Raw genomic sequence first — 18,905 nt, forward strand, 5'->3', positions numbered from 1 at the left:
GCCCGAGCTCACGGTTTTTTCTGCACCGGTACGCCAAGATCCTGCAGGTGTTCAACGAATACCGAAGGGTGCTCACGATCCTGCAACAGCCATACCTGATGTTTAGAGCGAGTTAACGCGACATACAGCAGACGGCGTTCTTCGGCATCCGGGAAATCCTCCGGCCGCGGCAGTAGCACCTCTTCCAACACCGACTCGCGCGCCACGGCGGGGAAACCGTCACGCCCCTCATGCAAACCGGCAATGATGACGTATTCCGCCTGTTGCCCCTTGCTGGCGTGGATGGTCATAAACTCCAGATTCAGTTTAGGCCAGCGGGTGGCCGCTTTCGCCAACGCTTCCGGTTTCAGATGATGGTAACGCGCCAGCACCAGAATGCGTTCATCCGGCTTGGCGTAGCCGCTCAGCTTGTCCAGTAAGGGTTCCAACTGCTCGTGCGGCAGGATCGCCACCGACTTTTTATTGCCCTTGCTCAGGCTGTTGAGCGGTTTTTTCAGCTGGTGCGGATTCTGCTGCACGAACCGGTTGGCCACCTCGCCGATACGTTCGTTGAAGCGATAAGTCGTGTCCAGCGCGCACTGCGCCCCTTCGCCGAAGTGGGTGGCAAAAGCCGTGGTTAACGTCAACTCTGCGCCACTGAAGCGATAAATCGCCTGCCAGTCATCCCCCACCGCAAACAGGCAGGTCTGCTTGTTCTGTCGGCGCAATGCCGCCAGCAATAACGCACGCTGCGGTGAGATATCCTGAAATTCGTCGACCAGAATATGTTTCCACGGGCTGACGAAGCGCCCCTTGTCGAGAATGTTGACTGCCTGATGGATCAGGCCGGAGAAGTCTACCGCCCCTTCCTCTTTCAAGGCGCTTTTCCAGGCTTTCAGCAGCGGCGCCATCAGCCGGATGCGTTTCGAAAATAGATCGCGGATGTCTTCATCCGCCTGCTCAATCATTTCCGCCTGGCTGCCGCCGTGCATGCGCATCAGCCCCAACCAGCGTTCCAACCGGCTTGCCATGCGATCCGCCAGGCGCTTATCCTGCCAGAAGTCGCCTTCCGGCACTTCCCATTCCAGCTCTTCGGTCAACCATTGACGCCACCCCTTGGCCTGGGCTTTCTTCTCCGAGCACTGTTGGCGCCAATGGGTGATCAGCAGCGCTTTGCGCGCGTTGGCATCGGTTTCCAACCGGCTGATGGCCGGCGCTTTGCGGCTGCCTTGTTGAATGATTTGCAGCGCCAAGGCATGGAAGGTCTTGGCCTGAATACCGACATCGCCCAAACGTTCTTTGATGCGGTCGTTCATCTCGCCGGCGGCCTGGCGGCCGAACGCCAACAGCAAGATTTGCCCCGGCTCCGCCTCCTGACGGCGCAGCAGCCAGCCGGCGCGCGCCACCAGCACCGACGTTTTGCCGCTGCCGGCGCCGGCCAACACCAGCACGGAATCCTCGCCATTGACCACCGCCCGGCTCTGGGCGTCGTTGAGCGGCGAGCTCTCGACGGTCTGGAAGAAGTCGTGATGTTGCTCCAGCATGCGATCGGTCCACTGCCGGTTGCGTTGTTCAACGCTGCGTTGCCCCTGCTGCAGCCATTGCAGACACAGATGGTAATCGGCCCGGCAGTTATCGAATTCATCCAGGCGCGCTACCGGCATCGGCAGCGCGGAGAAAGCCTCACGAATTTGCTGCTGCAGCTTGCCCAGCTCAGACTTTTTGAACCATTTATCTTGCTGCTCAATGCGCTGAATCTGCGCCACCTGCTGTTGCAGCACGCCGGCGCTGACCTCACTCATTTCGGCGCTCCAGTGCTGCCACGCCTGCTGCAGATAGTGATAAAAACGCTGCGTTTCCTGCCATTCAGTGCCGTGCAGCCGCACCACTTTTTCGTCCGGCAATTCAAATTCCAGCTCGCCCCAGACGATGCCGCGCTTGCACCTGACCTGAATCAGTTGATTGAAGGGGATCAGGTATTCATGTTTTTCCCCGCTCACCTCAACGCCGGCGTGCAGCAACCGCACGCGGTTATAAGGGTGCTGAGCCAGGTGTTTCCCCAGCGATGTCGCTTTAAGTTCCATATCGTCGCGCCATGACTATGTTGAGAGTAAATAACGGATATCTGCCAGTTTACCTGCGATAAGCAGTGGCACTCTAGCGCTAAAAAAAGGGTAGAATAGATTTTGCGTTTTTATCGTGAATACGCCCGCATCGCGGTTTGGCTATCATTAGAGCAGAATGACGTCTATGCGTACTGTACTGAATATTCTTAATTTTGTGTTGGGCGGTTTCTTCACCACGCTAGGCTGGCTCATTGCTACGGTGTTCAGCGTGCTGCTGGTCATCACGCTGCCGCTCACTCGCTCCTGCTGGGAAATCACCAAGCTGTCGCTGGTGCCGTTCGGCAACGAGGCGATACATGTCGATGAACTGTACCCGGAGAAAAGCAATGCGCTGCTCTCCGCCGGCGGCTCACTGCTCAACATTATCTGGCTGGTGCTGTTCGGCTGGTGGCTGTGCCTGTCACACATCGCCGCCGGTATCGTGCAATGCGTTTCAATCATCGGCATTCCGGTCGGTATCGCCAATTTCAAAATAGCCGCCATCGCGCTATGGCCGGTGGGGCGCCGCGTCGTCTCGGTAGAAATGGCTCAGCAAGCGCGTATTGAGAATGCTCGCCGCCACTATCATCAGCGTTAATTTTTTCTCCGTTTGAGGAGTTGTTTGTGCTCTCTTTTGCACCCGCAGTACGTCGTTATACCTACAACAGCAATCTGCTGTACCACCTGCGCATTCTTATTGCGCTGATCGGCACCACCGCCGTTCCCTGGTGGCTGGGCATTCCCAAGCTGACTATCCCGCTGACGCTGGGCGTGGTGGCGGCGGCACTGACCGATTTGGACGACCGCCTGGCCGGCAGGTTACGCAACCTGCTGATCACGTTGGTGTGCTTCTTTGTCGCCTCCGCTTCAATCGAGCTGCTGTTTCCCTATCCCTGGTTGTTCGCCCTTGGCTTAACCACCTCAACCTGCGGTTTTATCCTGCTGGGCGCCTTAGGGCAACGTTACGCCACCATCGCCTTCGGCGCGCTGCTGATCGCGGTTTACACCATGCTCGGCACCGCCATGTACGATGCCTGGTATCAGCAACCGCTGCTGTTGGTGATCGGCGCGCTGTGGTATAACCTGCTGACGCTGGCGGGCCACCTGCTGTTCCCTATCCGCCCGCTGCAAGAGAACCTGGCGCGCTGCTACGAGCAACTGGCCAACTATCTGGATGCCAAGGCCAACCTGTTCGATCCCGACGCCGAACGCGACGCCGACCTGCCATGGATGGATGTCGCGATGGCCAACAGCGCGTTGGTCGCGTTGCTGAACCAGACCAAAGCCTCGCTGCTGACGCGCCTGAAAGGCGATCGCGGCCAACGCGGCACCCGCCGCACCTTGCACTACTATTTTGTCGCGCAGGATATCCACGAACGCGCCAGCTCTTCCCATGTTCAGTACCACGCGCTCAGCCGGCAATTCCGTCACAGCGATATTTTATTCCGCTTCCAGCGTTTGCTGAGCATGCAGGCGCGCGCCTGCCGCCAGCTGGCACAATCGATCCTGCTGCGGCAAAAATACCAGCACAACCCGCGTTTTGAGCCAGCCTTCAGCCGCATTCAGGAGGCCTTGGCACGCATAACCGAAACCCAGGGCAATTCAGAGCAAACCAAAGCGCTGGCGCACCTGCTGAAAAACCTGCATGCGATCGATGCGCAGCTGGCCAATATCGAGTCAGAGCAGACGCTGGCCAGCGGGCAGGCGGAAGAGAACAGCCTGGCCGACGATCGCTTAACCGGCTGGAGCGACATCCGACTGCGCATCAGCCGCCATTTGACGCCGCAGTCTGCCCTGTTCCGCCATGCGATCCGCATGTCGGTAGTGCTGTGCGTGGGTTACGCCTTCATCCAGTTCACCGGCATGCAACACGGTTACTGGATCCTGTTGACCAGCCTGTTCGTCTGCCAACCGAACTACAACGCGACCCGCCGGCGCCTGGCGCTGCGCATCATCGGCACTCTGGCCGGTATCCTGATCGGCCTGCCAATCCTCTATTTCGTGCCTTCCGTAGAAGGACAACTGGTGTTGATCGTCATCACCGGTGTCCTGTTCTTCGCTTTTCGCACCGTACAGTATGCCCATGCAACGATGTTCATCACGCTGCTTGTATTGCTGTGCTTTAACCTGTTGGGTGAAGGTTTCGAAGTAGCAGCCCCGCGCGTTTACGATACCTTGTTGGGTTGCGCCATCGCCTGGGCGGCGGTCAGCTTTATCTGGCCGGACTGGAAATTCCGCCAGCTGCCGGCGGTGGTGGACAAAACGCTGAATGCCAACTGTCGCTATCTGGACGCCATTCTGGTGCAATATCATCAGGGTAAGGATAACGGGCTCGCTTACCGCATCGCGCGGCGAGATGCCCACAACAGCGATGCAGAACTGGCTTCGGTCATCTCCAACATGTCCGCCGATCCCAAGGCCGACAAGGAGTTGCAGGAAGCCGCCTTCCGTCTGCTCTGCCTGAACCACACTCTCCTGAGTTATATCTCGGCGTTGGGGGCGCACCGCGAGCGGTTGAATACCCCTGCCACACTCGATCTGCTCAATGATGCCGTGTGTTACGTGGACGGCGCCTTGCATCAGGAAGAACGGAACAGCCAGCGTATTGCGCAAGCGCTGGAACAGCTGGCGGAGCGCATTCGCGCAGCCGTTCCGGAACCTGAAAGCAAAGAACAGTTGGTTTTGCAGCAGGTGGGGCTAATGCTCGAGCTGCTGCCGGAACTCACCGCACTCCATACCCAAATCAATAAGGCAACCTAATTATTCAGGGCCCGCTCGATGGGCCCTGAACTACTGGCTCATGCCCATGGCGGCGCATAGCCATCGTATGATCGAACCAGCGTACCAGTTCGTTGCGCAATTCGGTCGGCAATGCCGCCTGATGATAGCCGGCTAGCGCGCCGCCCAGCGACAGCAGCACGCGCAACCCCAGATTGGTCTGCTGTTGCAGCAGGCGAAGATAGCTACGTTTGGCGCCATGCAGCCGCAGGTCATAGGCATTGCGGATACCCGCTCGCCATAGCAAGCGCTCCATGTTGACATCTATATTTGGCAACGCCTTCAATCTGCCGTGATCGCCGGCCTTGAGCCGCTGCTCTCGGCGCGCTTCCCTGATGGCCTGCCAGGCCAACCCTACCAGCTCGTTGCGTTCCCGCCACAGCGACTCGTCAACCCAGTAATAGCGCAAGGTGATGGGCACACCGCGCTTGGAATAGACCATATTGACCATGCCCCGGGCGCGAAAGGCCGGTTCCATGCTCGCCGTAGCCCGCAAGTACAATTCCCCTTCCGCTACTACCGCAAACATTATCCCTTCAGCCAGCAGCCCATAGCCGCCAAACTGTGATCGTGTTGTGATAGCGCCCAGCGCCGCAAAGCAATTTTTAGCCTGCGCGATCCTTCTCGTCGACATCCTTTTCATAGCGTTCCTCCTTTTTAGGTTCTGGCCGTATTATTTCTCTCATCAATGAAAAAAGTAACGTGAACAACTAATTAGAAAAATACGCACTATCCGCCCGCCTGCCAATCACAAAAACCGCCAGTACAAAAAATGATCGCAATTATGCGAGCCGCTACGAAAATTTGGGTTGATCTTATCCTAAATCAGAGATACTGTATAAACATACAGTAACACGACGGGCGGGAACTTTATGCGTACTCAATCACTCTACCAACCTCATTTCGGCCATGGCTCTTATACAACGCGCAATGTTGCGAAGAACACGGATATCGGCAAAGAGAATGGCTTGATCAGTGAACTTGTTTACAACGAGCGCCAGCCCGCAGTGGCCCAATTACTGTTGCCCCTGCTGCTGCAATTGGGCAAGCAGTCTCGCTGGCTTCTGTGGCTGACGCCGCAGCAAAAATTAAGCAAGCAATGGCTGCAGCAATCCGGCCTGCCTGTAGATAAAATGGTGCAATTGAGCCAGATCAGCCCGGTGAATACGGTCGAGGCTATGGAAAAAGCGCTGCAAACGGGAAATTACAGCGTAGTTCTCGGCTGGTTGCCCGAGCTAACGGAGGAGGATCGTCTAAAATTAAGACGTGCGGCAGAATTGGGTAATGCCTATGGGTTTATCATGCGCCCTCAACGTGACATTAGCCCGACTCCCGGACACTGTTCCACCCTAAAAATTCACTCTTCTTTGTATCATTAAGTAAATTTAGGATTTTTCCCATCATTTTCGCACCCCCTAAGCGGAACCTTTGCGGGGGAAGGCAAAAAGCGAGTCCGGCTGCGGTTTGGCAGGTAAAAACGCTCGATGGATCGCCGCTTTTTTAGGCTAAGAATGTTAGCAAATATGTACGATTCCGCGTTTTTTTTTAGAGCCTTATCACATCACACTTGTAACTTTCGCGCCACGTTGTAGACTTTACATCGCCAAGGTTGCTCTATAACGTCAGAAAAACTGGCGAGTAACAAACGAGGGCTTAAACCTTGGCGAAGGAATTTAACCAAGGGCTTAAACAGCTTTAAAGCTCATTGCCTATTTGGATGATAACGAGGCGCAAAATGAAAAAGACAGCTATCGCATTAGCAGTGGCACTGGCAGGTTTCGCTACCGTAGCGCAAGCCGCTCCAAAAGATAACACCTGGTACACCGGTGCTAAACTGGGCTGGTCCCAGTACCATGACACTGGTTTCTACGGCAACGGTTACCAGAACGGTATCGGCAACGGCCCAACCCATAAAGATCAGCTGGGTGCCGGCGCGTTCCTGGGCTACCAGGCAAACCAATACCTGGGCTTCGAGCTGGGCTATGACTGGCTCGGCCGCATGCCTTACAAAGGCAGCGTGAACAACGGTGCTTTCAAAGCGCAGGGCGTTCAACTGGCCGCTAAACTGAGCTACCCAATTGCTGACGATCTGGACATCTACACTCGTCTGGGTGGTATGGTATGGCGTGCAGACTCCAAAGCTAACTACGGCCGTACTGGTCAGCGTCTGAGCGACCACGACACCGGCGTTTCTCCGCTGGCTGCTGTTGGTGTTGAATACGCACTGACCAAAAACTGGGCTACTCGCCTGGATTACCAGTTCGTAAGCAACATCGGTGACGCAGGTACCGTTGGCGCACGTCCAGACAACACCATGCTGAGCCTGGGCGTTTCTTACCGCTTTGGTCAGGATGACGTAGTTGCTCCAGCACCAGCTCCGGCTCCAGCTCCAGTTGTTGAAACCAAGCGTTTCACTCTGAAGTCTGACGTGCTGTTCAACTTCAACAAATCTACTCTGAAAGCAGAAGGCCAGCAGGCTCTGGATCAGCTGTACACCCAGCTGAGCTCCATGGATCCTAAAGACGGCTCCGTAGTTGTTCTGGGTTACACCGACGCCGTTGGTTCTGACCAGTACAACCAGAAACTGTCTGAACAACGCGCACAGAGCGTTGTTGACTACCTGGTCTCCAAAGGCATCCCGTCAGACAAAATCTCTGCACGTGGTATGGGTGAAGCAGATGCAGTTACAGGCAACACCTGTGGCTACAAATCTGGCCGCGCTACCAAAGCTCAGATCGCTTGCCTGGCACCAGATCGTCGCGTAGAGATCGAAGTTAAAGGTATCAAAGACGTTGTAACTCAGCCTCAGGGCTAAGTTTACTCGCCTAATAAAAAACCCCGCCAATGCGGGGTTTTTTTTCGTCCTCTTGTTGCCAGAACATTCAATGCCTGGCGCCATAGGGGCGTTCTCACGCGCTTACTTGGGATCTTTGCCAAGAATCGCCTTCAAGTCTTCTTTCAACGACGACATCTGGTTCGCATACTTTTCTTTGCGTTCAGCGTCTTCGATAAGCTGCACGACGGTTTCCGACAGCGTAACGCCACGGCGGCGCGCCAGGGCAGCCAATCGTTGCCAAACCAAAAACTCCAGATCGATAGATTTTTTACGCGTATGCTGATGTTCTGCGTTAAAATGACGTTTGCGGCGGGCGCGGATCGTTTGTTTCATCCGGTTATCCAGTTCCGGATTCATATGAGCGGCAATCCATGCAAGTACCCTTACCGGCTCATTTTCCAGCTTCAGCAGCTCGTTAACCGCCTCCTGAGCAGCGCTGTTTTCAATGTAGCGGGTAATGAGTTCCCCTTCCCGATGCTTTTTCACCAGGTACTTCCATTTCCAACCGCTCTCCAGATTTTCCAGTTGCTGATATTTCATCTTGAGCTCTTCAGTGACCGCGTAACTTCAAATAAGCATAACAGCTTTGCGCCGAATTTCCCCGGCAATTAAACCGTCTTTTAGACTGTTTTTTGCACAGTCACCGCGCGATGTCAAACTCCCTGATGCCAACTGGCACTCCGCATGTATCAAGCCGCCGTTATTCTTGTATAATCGCCCTTTCCCTTTTTAACGATTGCATCTAACACTTTGACCAATAACCGACTTGAATGGCAATCTTTATTGCCGGACGTAACGCCTTATAAGGCGATATTTGATACCGCCGCTCAGTTGGCACCCGTGCCCTTTTCCGCCATTCAGCCTCGGCTGGAAAATGCCCTGACGCTATTTTGCCACCCCCAATCGCCACCGCGTTTCATGCTGTTGAAAGCGCAAGAAACGCGTGAGTATCTGGAACTGATCGCTCACGCCGTCAAACCACTGCTGCCGAAAAATACGGCATGCCGCGGCAGCCACTATGTCATTCAGGATGGCAAGGTCAGCGTCGAGCCTGCCAGCCGTGGCGATGAACCTTTTGCCGCCGGCGGCGCTTGTCTGTTCCAGGAGTGGATTGAGCCGGAACAGCTGTTTGGCTGCGTACGGATCCACAATGGCGACATTACCCTGCAACCGGGTCTGGTGCACCAGGCCAACGGCGGCATTCTGATTCTGTCGGCGCGGGCGCTGCTTGCTCAGCCGTTGCTATGGCTGCGGCTGAAGCAAATGATCGGCCAGCGCCAGTTCCACTGGGTTTCGCCTGACGAAACCCGCCCGCTGCCGGTAGCCATTCCACCGATGCCGCTGGATCTGCGGCTGATTGTAGTCGGCGACCGTCACGGCCTGGCCGATTTTCACGATATCGAGCCGGAACTGAGTGAACAAGCGATCTACGGTGAATTCGAAGACGATCTGCAGCTGACTGAAGTTGATGATATGGCGCAGTGGTGCGGTTACGTCAACGGCGTGATTGCCGACCAGCAATTGCCGATGCTGGCGAACGACGCCTGGCCGCCGCTGATCGTCCAGGCTGTGCGTTACAGTGGCGATCAGGGCATTCTGCCACTCTCGCCGGTTTGGCTTGGCCAGCAGCTATCCGAAGCCGCACTGTATGCCGAAGAAGATCGCATTACGGCCAAAGCGTTCGAGGCGGCGTTAAATGCCCGAGAATGGCGCGAAAGCTATCTGGCCGAGCGTATGCAGGATGAGATTGAGTTGGGTCAGATCCTGATTGAGACCGAGGGTGAAGTGGTCGGACAGATCAACGGTCTGTCAGTCCTGGATTATCCCGGTCATCCACGCAGCTTTGGCGAACCGTCGCGCATTAGTTGCGTTGTGCATCTCGGCGACGGCGAGTTCACCGACGTCGAGCGCAAAGCCGAACTGGGCGGCAACCTGCACGCTAAAGGCATGATGATCATGCAGGCGTTTCTGATCGCCGAACTGGATCTTGATCAGCAGCTGCCCTTCTCCGCTTCCATCGTCTTTGAGCAATCTTATGGTGAAGTGGATGGTGACAGCGCCTCGCTGGCTGAGCTATGCGCATTGGTCAGCGCCCTGTCACAGCAACCTATCACCCAGCAGATCGCCGTCACCGGCTCCGTCGACCAATTCGGCAACGTACAGCCGATAGGTGGCGTTAACGAAAAGATCGAAGGCTTCTTCGAGGTTTGCGTACGCCGCGGCCTGACCGGCAAACAGGGTGTCGTATTGCCCGTGACCAACGTGCGCCATCTGTGTCTGCGCCAGGATATCGTCGATGCGGTGCGAGAGGGGCAGTTCCATCTGTGGGCGGTAGAGAGCGCGGCGGAAGCCTTGCCTTTGCTCACAGGTTGCCTCTACTCTGACGAACAACAGCCGAATTTGTTGGCGGCCATTCAGGAACGGATTGCGCAGGTGAGCCTGCAGGAACGCCGTCGTCCGTGGCCGCTGCGCTGGCTCAACTGGTTCAACCACGGCTGATCGGACTTGTTCAGCGTACACGTGTTAGCTAACCTGCGTCCTTCATTAAAATAAGGCTTACTGAGAACATGGTAGATAAACGCGATTCCTATACGAAAGAAGACCTCGAAGCATCCGGCCGTGGCGAGCTGTTCGGCGCCGGTGGCCCACCGTTGCCGGCAGGTAACATGTTGATGATGGACCGCGTGGTCAAGATGACCGAAGACGGCGGGACTCACAACAAAGGTTATGTGGAAGCGGAGCTGGATATTAATCCGGACCTATGGTTCTTCGGTTGCCACTTTATCGGCGATCCGGTCATGCCAGGCTGTCTGGGCCTGGATGCGATGTGGCAGTTGGTCGGTTTCTACCTCGGTTGGCTGGGTGGCGAAGGCAAAGGCCGCGCGCTGGGCGTTGGTGAAGTCAAGTTTACCGGCCAGGTGCTGCCAACCGCGAAAAAAGTGACCTACCGTATTAACTTCAAACGCGTCATCACCCGTAAGCTGATCATGGGCGTCGCCGATGGCGAAGTACTGGTTGACGGCGAAGTGATCTATACCGCCACCGATCTGAAAGTGGGTCTGTTCAAGGATACCACTGCGTTCTAATCACGCAGACGAGAGGGCGGCCATCGTCTTCTTTGCTAATGCTCTTCGCATGCCATCACGCCCAGCGTGATGGCATTTCTTTCTCTTACCGTTTAAAGACTACCCACCTCCTTTAATCGCCCGCTACCGAACCGATTTATCCCTCCTGTCTCTACCCTTTTCCTACCCGAAACGGTCAAAGCCACAGGCCAGTTTGAGCGCACCCTCCCCACAGCCAGCTATCGACACGATAGCGTTTTTTGCATCCGGTTATTTTCTTGCCCCTTAAAATCACCTAGTATAGCCACCCATGTAACTACAATAAATGTACCAACCAAGGGCCGATATGCAAAAAACCCGCTTTAGCGATGCACCTTGCCCCGTCGCACGTTCATTAGATCGTGTCGGAGAATGGTGGAGCATCCTGATCCTGCGTGATGCCTTTCAGGGGTTATCCAAATTCGACGAATTCCAACAAAGTCTGGGGATGTCACCGACTCTCCTGGCTCGGCGACTGAAGGATTTGGTAGCCCACGGCATTCTGCATAAGCAACGTTATCAAACGCGGCCGGTTCGCTATCAGTATCTGCTCACCGAACGCGGCAACGATTTTCTCCCCGTGCTGGCAGCTCTCTCAGAATGGGGCAATCGCCATTTGATCGACGGTGACATCAGCGCCTTGTTAGTCGACGGCCGCACCGATCGGCCGATCCAGGTCCAATTGGTCAATGTCGATACCCAACAGCAGGTGCCGCCGCAGTTTATTACGCTGGCACCAGGGCCTGCGGCAAATGAAGGCATACATCAACGCGCCGCACTGATGCGGCAACGGCGCCTCGCCGATTTATCCGAACTTACCAAGGAGTAGTCATGAGCAATCGTCGTATCGTTATTACCGGCATGGGCGCCGTTTCACCGTTAGGGTGCGGCGTGGAGACCATCTGGCAACGTTTGTTAAAAGGAGAGTCCGGCATTCGGGCTTTGCCTGACGAGATCGTTGCAGATTTACCGATCAAGGTCGGAGGTCAGGTTCCGGCGCTGGCGCAGGATGCTGAAGCGGGCTTCAACCCCGACGCTTCCGTCGCCCCCAAGGACCAAAAGAAAATGGATCGCTTTATCCTGTTTGCCATGGCGGCGGCGGATGAAGCCGTTCGTCAGGCCGGCTGGATAGCCGATACGGAGGAAAAACAAGAGCGCACCGCCACCGTCATCGCCTCGGGCATTGGCGGCTTCCCGGCGATTGCCCAGGCGGTACGCACCACCGACAACCGCGGCGCCAAGCGCCTGTCGCCCTTCACCATCCCCTCTTTTCTGGTCAATCTGGCGGCCGGCCATGTTTCCATCAAGCATCACTTCAAAGGCCCGATTGGCGCACCGGTCACCGCCTGTGCGGCCGGCGTGCAAGCCATTGGCGACGCTGTGCGTCTGATCCGCAATGATGAGGCCGATATCGCGCTGTGCGGCGGTACCGAAGCCGCTATCGACACCGTCAGCCTGGGCGGATTCGCCGCCGCGCGCGCTATGTCCACCGTACCGGCCGAGTTGGCAAGGCAGGCTTCCCGGCCTTTCGACAGTGCGCGGGACGGATTTGTCATGGGGGAAGGTGCCGGCATGCTGGTGATTGAAACGCTGGAACACGCGCGGGCGCGCGGTGCCACACCGCTCGCGGAAATCGTCGGTTATGGCACCAGCGCCGACGCCTACCACATGACCTCCGGTGCCGAAGACGGCAACGGTGCTTATCGGGCGATGAAAATCGCGTTGAAGCAGGCGAACGTCGCCCCAGAAGAGGTTCAGCATTTAAACGCACACGCGACCTCAACGCCCGTGGGCGATCTGGGCGAAATCAATGCCATCAAACACCTGTTTGGCACGACAGGAAGCGTCGCGGTAACCTCGACAAAATCCGCCACCGGGCACCTGCTCGGCGCCGCCGGCGGGCTGGAAACCATCTTTGCCGCCTTGGCGCTGCGCGATCAGATCGCCCCCGCGACGCTGAATCTGGACAATCCCGATCCGGCGGCGGCAGGTTTACACCTGGTCGCGAAACGGGCTGAACCGATGAGCATAACCTACGCCTTATCGAACGGCTTCGGCTTTGGCGGCGTGAATGCGAGTATTCTACTGAAACGCTGGCAGGACGAGTAAACGGCACAAACAAAAACCTCCGCCAAGGGCGGAGGTTATTCCTTTTATTTGACAGGGAGCCGCTTAAGCGGTCACAGCCCTGTCTTCCATGGCTTCTCGCCAACCTCCCAGCCATTGAGACCGGGCGTCCACCGATGATTGGTAGGGACAATGTTCCCTGGAACGCCCTAAAATACCTGCCTGATACCCTCTCGAATGCGCCCTTTCCAGACGATCGCGTTTCTGTCTCTTCATGCCTCGTTTCCCTCATTTTGGTCTGGTGGAAAGAAAACAATGGCTGCTTTTTGCGCAGCCACGAGTAATCAATAGCGCTAAAAGAAGAGAAGATCAATGCGCAAAATTCACGCCAATGTCATATTTGTGAGCTACGCCCGAGGAAAGTGCTAAGTGGCTGATCTGCTGGAAAAGGGGTTAACTGTTTGAAATGAAATATAAATCCCTGCCAGCGAGAAAAAACGGATTTTCACGCCGACAGGGATTAGACGATTTTAGACCAAATTATGACTAAATGCCGCCCATCTGTGCTGCGATAGCCTGAGCTTCCTGCTGCCATCCCTGCGCCAGAGTGCGCACCAGGGCATCATAGCCGTCTTCACCCTGTTTCAGCTCCAGGTTGAAAGGCCTTTTGATCAAATGTCCCTGGCGGTTCAGCACCCACTCGCCGCGAATGATCGCCTTGCCGTCAAAACGGCCGTGGAAGCCGCTGATGGTCACGTTCAGCACATCCTGATCGCTGCTCATCGGCTGTGAAGAGACCACCCAGCCCGGCAGCGCGCTGCTCAGGTTGGTGACCAGCGTTTGCTGCAGCTGCTGGTCGAGCGGGCTGGCCCACAGGTTGTTCTGGGCTATCACATACTGTACGTCGTTGGTCTGATACACCACGCCGCTCTGCGCCAGATAATCCGCCACGCTCACGTGTTCCAGCCACAGCTGGCGCGTGGAAGCGCCGCTGCTGCTGGCCGCAGCAGGCGCACCCAGCGCCGGCAACTGATAGTAAGTCTTCTGTGGTGAACTGCTGCAGGCGCTGAGCAACAGCGCCAGGGCTACCGGGATCCATTTCATCATTTCGTGGCCTTCTTCGGCTGAGGGTCAGTGCTGCCGGCGGCTTCAAACACCAGCGCGTTGCTCTTCTCATTCAGGGTGCGCAGCACCGGTTGCAGCTCACGCAATACCTGATCGAGGCGCTGCATGTCGCCCACCATCTTGTTGTAAGCCGGTGAACCAGGCTGGAACCCTTTCATGCTGCGGTTCAGCTCAAGCAGCGTTTTCTGCATGTCCTGCGGCAGCGCCTGCATCTCTTTGCTGGCGATGATGTCGTTCAGCGACTTCATGGTCTGCTGCGTCGACTTCATGGTTTTCTGACTTTCCGCCAGCGTCTTAGTCGCTTCGTTGATCATCGGATTGATCGGCATCGAATTAATCTTATCCAACGTCTGCATCAGTTTCTGCTGGATCTGCGCCAGACCGCCGCTGGTGGTCGGCATCAGCGGATAACCGAACAGCTCGCGCGGCCCTTTCCACGGTTTTTCCTGCGGATAGAAGTCGAGATCGATGTACAGCGAACCGGTCAGCAGGTTGGCGGACTTCATCGAGGCGCGCATGCCGCGAGACTCCGCATCTTTCAGGTGCCCTTCAATATCGAAGTTGCCGCCCAGCTGTTTCTGGAAGCGATCCGGCTCGATGCGGATCAGCACCGGAATGCGGTAATCGTTATCCAGACGCTGCGCCATGCCGTCTTTATAGAACGGCACCTGCGCCACCGTACCCAGACGGATGCCGCGGAACTCGACCGGCGCGCCCGGCTGCAGGCCGCGTACCGAGTCGGAGAAGAACAGCAGGTAATCCTTATGCACGGTATACAGTGAATCCTGCGTGCTGCGCTGGTTGTCGAACAGCTGATATTCCGCCTTCTCTTTCGCCTGATCGCCGCGATCCCAGCCGTCCGGCACGTCAAAACTGACCCCGCCGCTGAACAGCGTGGTCAACGAGCCCATCTCCACCCGCATGCCCTGTGCCGACATATCGAACGCCACGCCGCTGTCTTTCCAGAAGCGCACGTTGGTGGTGACCAACTGATCGTAAGGCGCGGTGATGAACAGCTGATAGCGCATGGCGCGTTCTTTAGGATCGAAGTAGCTGGTTTCCACCGACCCGACGCGATAACCGCGGAACAGCACCGGATCGCCGGCGTTGAGCTGGCCTGATTTCTCGCTGTCCAGCACGATGCGCAACCCTTTGGCATCCGGGGAAGCCAGCGGCGGCGCATCGAGCAGCTGATAGTTGTCTTTGCCGTCTTTGCCTTTGTTGCCCGGCTGCAGTTCGATATAGGCGCCGGAGAGCAGCGTGCCCAGCCCGGAGACGCCTTCACGGCCGATCTGCGGCTTCACCACCCAGAAGGCGGAATCCTGGCGCAGCAATTTCTCCATGCCGGAATTGAGACGCGCCTGTACCATTACCTTGCTCAGGTCATCGCTCAGCGTGACGGTTTCCACCACCCCGACGTCAACGCTGCGGCTTTTGATTTTGGTTTTACCCGCTTCCAGCCCTTCCGCCGTCGTGGTCACCAGCGTCACCACCGGCCCCTGATGGCTGAAGTGGTAAAACAGGATCCAGGCGCCGATCAGCGCGGTCACGATGGGAATGATCCACACCGGCGACCAGCGTTTGATCTTCTCGACGTCCGCGACGCTATGATTATTTTCCGTCACCTTGCGGCTCCTTGTTGATTGTTTCACTTGCGCGATCCCAGGTCAGCCGGGGATCAAATGTCATGGCGGCGAACATGGTGAGGATCACCACCAATGCGAACAGCACGGCGCCCGTCGCGGGATAAATGCTCATCAACTGCCCCATTCGCACCAGCGCCGACAGCACGGCGATCACAAAGACGTCGATCATTGACCAACGACCAACGAATTCGACCACTTCATAAATCAGATGCATACGCTCGCTGTCGGCGCGCGGTTTCTTCCTGCCGTTCGCATCCCAGCACAGCCAGCCGATCGCCAACATTTTCAGCGACGGCACCATGATACTGGCGATGAAAATCACCATCGCCACCGGATAAGAGCCGTCCCCCCACAGCAGGATCACCCCCGCCATGATGGTGGAGTTCATCTTGTTGCCCAGCGCCTCGGTCACCATGATCGGCATCAGGTTGGCCGGAATATACAGCATGACAGAGGTCACCAGCAGCGCCAGCGTCCACTGCAGGCTGTGACGACGCCGCACGTAGCCCTTGGTGTGACAGCGCGGACAGCGCACCTGGTCGGCCGGCAGGATCGCCGTGCAGCACGCGCAAGATCGCACGCCCTGGCGCATGCCGGTGCGCCCCACCGTCAGCGGGCGATGAAGTCGCGGCGCCGGTTCGATATCCTGCCACAACCAGCGCCGATCCACGCACTGGAAGGCGCGCACCTGCAGCAGGCAGAACAGGCAGTAAGGCACGAAGCTACTGCCGATGCCGATATCGCCGTAGGCCATCAGCTTGACGAAGCTGACCAGCACCCCGGCGAGGAAAATTTCCACCATGCACCAGGTCTTGAACTGGAACAGCACCCGGGCCATCCACTCTTTGAGCCCCAGCGGCAAGCGCACTCTGGCGCACAGCAGGATAATCGCCACCATGCAAAACGCCGGGATTAGCTGCACGAACACCATAAACAAGGTGGCCATGCTGGCGTAGTCTTCCGCCACCATCACTTCCGGGATTTGGATCAGCCGGATTTCGTTGCCGAGGCCGGCGACGCGCATGTTGATAAACGGGAAAATGTTGGCCAGCACCAGCATGAACAAGGCGCTGAGCGCGTAACCGATCGGCCGCTTGCGCGGCTCGTCCCAGCGGGCGCTGAGCGTGGTTTTGCAGCGCGGGCATACCGCTTTGCTGCCATAGGCCAGCGGCGGCAGCGCTACCAGCATGTCGCACTGCGGACACAGCATCAGGTTATCCTGCTGCGCCGCCGAGGGTGCGGAATGACTATGCTGCTGATGATTGTTGTGGGAACACACCATATTCCTCCTAAATAACGTCGCTCACCGGCACGTCGATGCCGCCCGCAGCAGCGCGCGGGCGGCATCGCAACGGTCAGCCGTTTTTCATCGCTTCCAGCTCTTCCCAACGGGCGAAAGCCTGTTCCAGCGCTTGCTCGGCATCAGCCAGCGCCTTCAGCACTTCTTGCGTTTCGCTGTGCGGCCGCGTGAAGAAGTCGGCGTCGCTCATCTGCGCCTGCAGCGCTTCGATTTCCGCTTCCAGCTGTTCGAGCCGCTGCGGCAACTGTTCCAGCTCACGCAGCAGGTTGTAACTCAGCTTGGCCGCCGTTTTCTTCGGCTGTTCGGCCTTTTTCTCCGCCGCCGGTTTGCTCGCGCTCGGCGCCGCCTGACGAATCGGTTTCGCCGTCGCGCGCTGATGATGCGCATCGTAGTAACCGCCGACGAAGGCATTGATCACGCCGTTGCCTTCGAAGATCCAGCACTCGGTCACCGAGTTGTCAACGAACTGACGATCGTGGCTGACCAGCAGCACGGTGCCCTGATAGCCGTCGATCAGCTCTTCCAGCAGCTCCAGCGTTTCGACGTCGAGATCGTTGGTTGGTTCATCGAGGATCAGCAGATTGCTCGGTTTCAGAAACAGCTTAGCCAACAGCAGGCGGTTACGCTCACCGCCCGACAGCGCCTTCACCGGCGTCATCGCGCGTTTCGGGTGGAACAGGAAGTCCTGCAGATAGCCCAATACGTGGCGAGGACGGCCGTTGACCATCACTTCCTGCTTGCCTTCCGCCAGGTTGTCCATCACCGTGCGTTCAGGATCGAGATCGGCGCGGTGCTGGTCGAAATAGGCCACTTCCAGCTTGGTGCCGCAGTGCACGCGGCCGCTGTCGGCTTTCAGCTGACCGAGCATCAGTTTCAGCAGCGTGGTTTTACCGCAGCCGTTCGGCCCCACCAGCGCAATCTTGTCGCCGCGCTGCACCTGGGCGGAGAAACCGCGCACCAGCACTTTTTCGCCAACCTGATAATTGACGTCTTCCAGCTCGAACACGATTTTGCCTGAGCGGGTCGCCTCTTCCACCTGCATCTTGGCGGTACCCATCACTTCGCGGCGCTGCGAGCGCTCGACGCGCAGCGCCTTCAGCGCGCGCACGCGGCCCTCGTTGCGGGTGCGGCGCGCCTTGATGCCCTGCCGGATCCAGACCTCTTCCTGCGCCAGCTTGCGGTCGAACTCGGCGTTTTGCAGCTCTTCCACCCGCAGCGCTTCTTCTTTGCTCTGCAGATAGAGATCGTAGTTGCCCGGCCAGGAAACCAGCTTGCCGCGATCCAGATCGACGATGCGCGTCGCCATGTTGCGGATAAACGAACGGTCGTGCGAGATGAAGACGATGCTGCCGTCGAACTCTTTCAGGAAACCTTCGAGCCAGTCGATGGTTTCGATATCCAGGTGGTTGGTCGGTTCGTCGAGCAACAACACGCGCGGCGAGCTCACCAGCGCGCGGCCCAGCGCCGCTTTACGCAGCCAGCCGCCGGACAGTGAGGAAAGCTCGGCGTCGCCGTTCAGCCCCAGCTGCAGCAGCACTTCGCTGATGCGGCTGTCGAGCTGCCACAGCCCCTGGTGATCGAGGATCTCCATGATTTGCGCCATGCGCGCCAGGTTTTTCTCGCTCGGGTCGCTTTCCACCAGGTGGGAGATCGCGTGATAGGCCTTCAGGTGTTCTGCCTGCTCCGCAACGCCTTCCGCCACGAAGTCGAACACGCTGCCGCCGATATTGCGCGGCGGATCCTGTTGCAGACGCGCCACGATCAGATCCTGTTCGTAGATCACCCGGCCGTCGTCCAGCGGGATCTCTTTGCCGAGGATCTTCAGCAGCGTGGATTTGCCGGCGCCATTGCGCCCGACCAGACACACGCGCTCGTTGTCTTCAATATGAATTTCGGTGTTGTCTAACAGTGGCGCATCGCTGAAAGAGAGCCAGGCGCCGGACATGCTGATTAACGACATAGTAA

At 57.4% G+C, this 18,905-nt stretch carries 16 protein-coding genes; 8 read left to right on the plus strand and 8 right to left on the minus strand.

Going from position 1 to position 18,905, the window contains the following annotated elements:
• Positions 1–8: 8 nt before the first annotated feature.
• Positions 9–2,063, minus strand: a complete 2,055-nt coding sequence (helD, locus tag ACJ8OK_RS13285) for a DNA helicase IV (protein WP_442530631.1) — start codon at positions 2,061–2,063, stop codon at positions 9–11.
• Positions 2,064–2,229: 166 nt separating this feature from the next.
• Between helD and ACJ8OK_RS13290 the strand changes: the two genes are divergently transcribed.
• The gene (locus ACJ8OK_RS13290) at positions 2,230–2,682 is read left to right on the plus strand and encodes a YccF domain-containing protein (RefSeq protein ID WP_004928120.1); all 453 of its coding nucleotides are present in this window, start codon (positions 2,230–2,232) and stop codon (positions 2,680–2,682) included.
• Between the two features lie 26 nt (positions 2,683–2,708).
• Positions 2,709–4,844: a YccS family putative transporter gene (gene yccS, locus ACJ8OK_RS13295; protein ID WP_033633424.1), complete on the plus strand. Its 2,136-nt coding sequence runs from the start codon at positions 2,709–2,711 to the stop codon at positions 4,842–4,844.
• Positions 4,845–4,848: 4 nt separating this feature from the next.
• On the opposite strand, the gene ACJ8OK_RS13300 is transcribed toward yccS, so the two are convergent.
• A complete protein-coding gene (locus ACJ8OK_RS13300; protein ID WP_033633426.1) occupies positions 4,849–5,505 on the minus strand; it encodes a TfoX/Sxy family DNA transformation protein in 657 nt (218 codons plus the stop codon).
• Positions 5,506–5,734: 229 nt separating this feature from the next.
• Between ACJ8OK_RS13300 and sulA the strand changes: the two genes are divergently transcribed.
• Both sulA and ompA read left to right on the plus strand, forming a co-directional pair.
• Positions 5,735–6,241 (plus strand): SOS-induced cell division inhibitor SulA, encoded by a 507-nt coding sequence (gene sulA / locus ACJ8OK_RS13305; RefSeq protein ID WP_033633427.1) that lies wholly within the window; start codon positions 5,735–5,737, stop codon positions 6,239–6,241.
• 356 nt (positions 6,242–6,597) lie between these two features.
• Entirely contained in the window at positions 6,598–7,677 is a 1,080-nt protein-coding gene (gene ompA / locus ACJ8OK_RS13310) for a porin OmpA (RefSeq protein ID WP_015377358.1), read from the plus strand.
• A gap of 102 nt (positions 7,678–7,779) precedes the next feature.
• Here the strand turns inward: ompA and matP are convergent, their stop codons facing one another.
• Positions 7,780–8,238 (minus strand): macrodomain Ter protein MatP, encoded by a 459-nt coding sequence (gene matP, locus ACJ8OK_RS13315; RefSeq protein ID WP_082996874.1) that lies wholly within the window; start codon positions 8,236–8,238, stop codon positions 7,780–7,782.
• A 210-nt stretch (positions 8,239–8,448) separates the two neighbouring features.
• Here matP and ACJ8OK_RS13320 point away from each other — a divergent pair, with 210 nt between their 5' ends.
• The 4 genes from ACJ8OK_RS13320 (at position 8,449) to fabF (ending at position 12,911) form a co-directional block, all read left to right on the plus strand.
• Complete coding sequence (locus ACJ8OK_RS13320) at positions 8,449–10,197, plus strand: AAA family ATPase (RefSeq protein WP_082996875.1); 1,749 nt, start codon at positions 8,449–8,451, stop codon at positions 10,195–10,197.
• A gap of 68 nt (positions 10,198–10,265) precedes the next feature.
• Positions 10,266–10,784, plus strand: coding sequence for a bifunctional 3-hydroxydecanoyl-ACP dehydratase/trans-2-decenoyl-ACP isomerase (gene fabA, locus ACJ8OK_RS13325; RefSeq protein WP_004928144.1), 519 nt, complete (start codon positions 10,266–10,268; stop codon positions 10,782–10,784).
• 325 nt (positions 10,785–11,109) lie between these two features.
• On the plus strand, positions 11,110–11,631 hold the full coding sequence (locus tag ACJ8OK_RS13330) for a winged helix-turn-helix transcriptional regulator (protein WP_033633685.1): 522 nt from the start codon (positions 11,110–11,112) through the stop codon (positions 11,629–11,631).
• 2 nt (positions 11,632–11,633) lie between these two features.
• Positions 11,634–12,911, plus strand: a complete 1,278-nt coding sequence (fabF, locus tag ACJ8OK_RS13335; protein WP_442530632.1) for a beta-ketoacyl-ACP synthase II — start codon at positions 11,634–11,636, stop codon at positions 12,909–12,911.
• A 63-nt stretch (positions 12,912–12,974) separates the two neighbouring features.
• Here the strand turns inward: fabF and rmf are convergent, their stop codons facing one another.
• The 5 genes from rmf to ACJ8OK_RS13360 all read right to left on the minus strand — a co-directional run bounded on the left by rmf (position 12,975) and on the right by ACJ8OK_RS13360 (position 18,900).
• Positions 12,975–13,145, minus strand: coding sequence for a ribosome modulation factor (gene rmf / locus ACJ8OK_RS13340; protein WP_004928150.1), 171 nt, complete (start codon positions 13,143–13,145; stop codon positions 12,975–12,977).
• 270 nt (positions 13,146–13,415) lie between these two features.
• The gene (gene pqiC, locus ACJ8OK_RS13345; protein ID WP_060559149.1) at positions 13,416–13,976 is read right to left on the minus strand and encodes a membrane integrity-associated transporter subunit PqiC; all 561 of its coding nucleotides are present in this window, start codon (positions 13,974–13,976) and stop codon (positions 13,416–13,418) included.
• A complete protein-coding gene (gene pqiB / locus ACJ8OK_RS13350) occupies positions 13,973–15,619 on the minus strand; it encodes an intermembrane transport protein PqiB (protein ID WP_033633431.1) in 1,647 nt (548 codons plus the stop codon). Before pqiB ends, pqiC begins: the two co-directional genes overlap by 4 nt.
• Positions 15,606–16,922 carry a membrane integrity-associated transporter subunit PqiA gene (gene pqiA, locus ACJ8OK_RS13355; RefSeq protein WP_015377352.1) on the minus strand — a complete coding sequence of 439 codons (1,317 nt, stop codon included), beginning with the start codon at positions 16,920–16,922 and terminating at the stop codon, positions 15,606–15,608. Before pqiA ends, pqiB begins: the two co-directional genes overlap by 14 nt.
• 73 nt (positions 16,923–16,995) lie before the next feature.
• A complete protein-coding gene (locus ACJ8OK_RS13360; RefSeq protein WP_048322769.1) occupies positions 16,996–18,900 on the minus strand; it encodes an ABC transporter ATP-binding protein in 1,905 nt (634 codons plus the stop codon).
• Positions 18,901–18,905: the final 5 nt, after the last annotated feature.

Source organism: Serratia sp. CY71090 (assembly GCF_052166845.1).
Taxonomy (GTDB): Bacteria; Pseudomonadota; Gammaproteobacteria; order Enterobacterales; family Enterobacteriaceae; genus Serratia; species Serratia nematodiphila.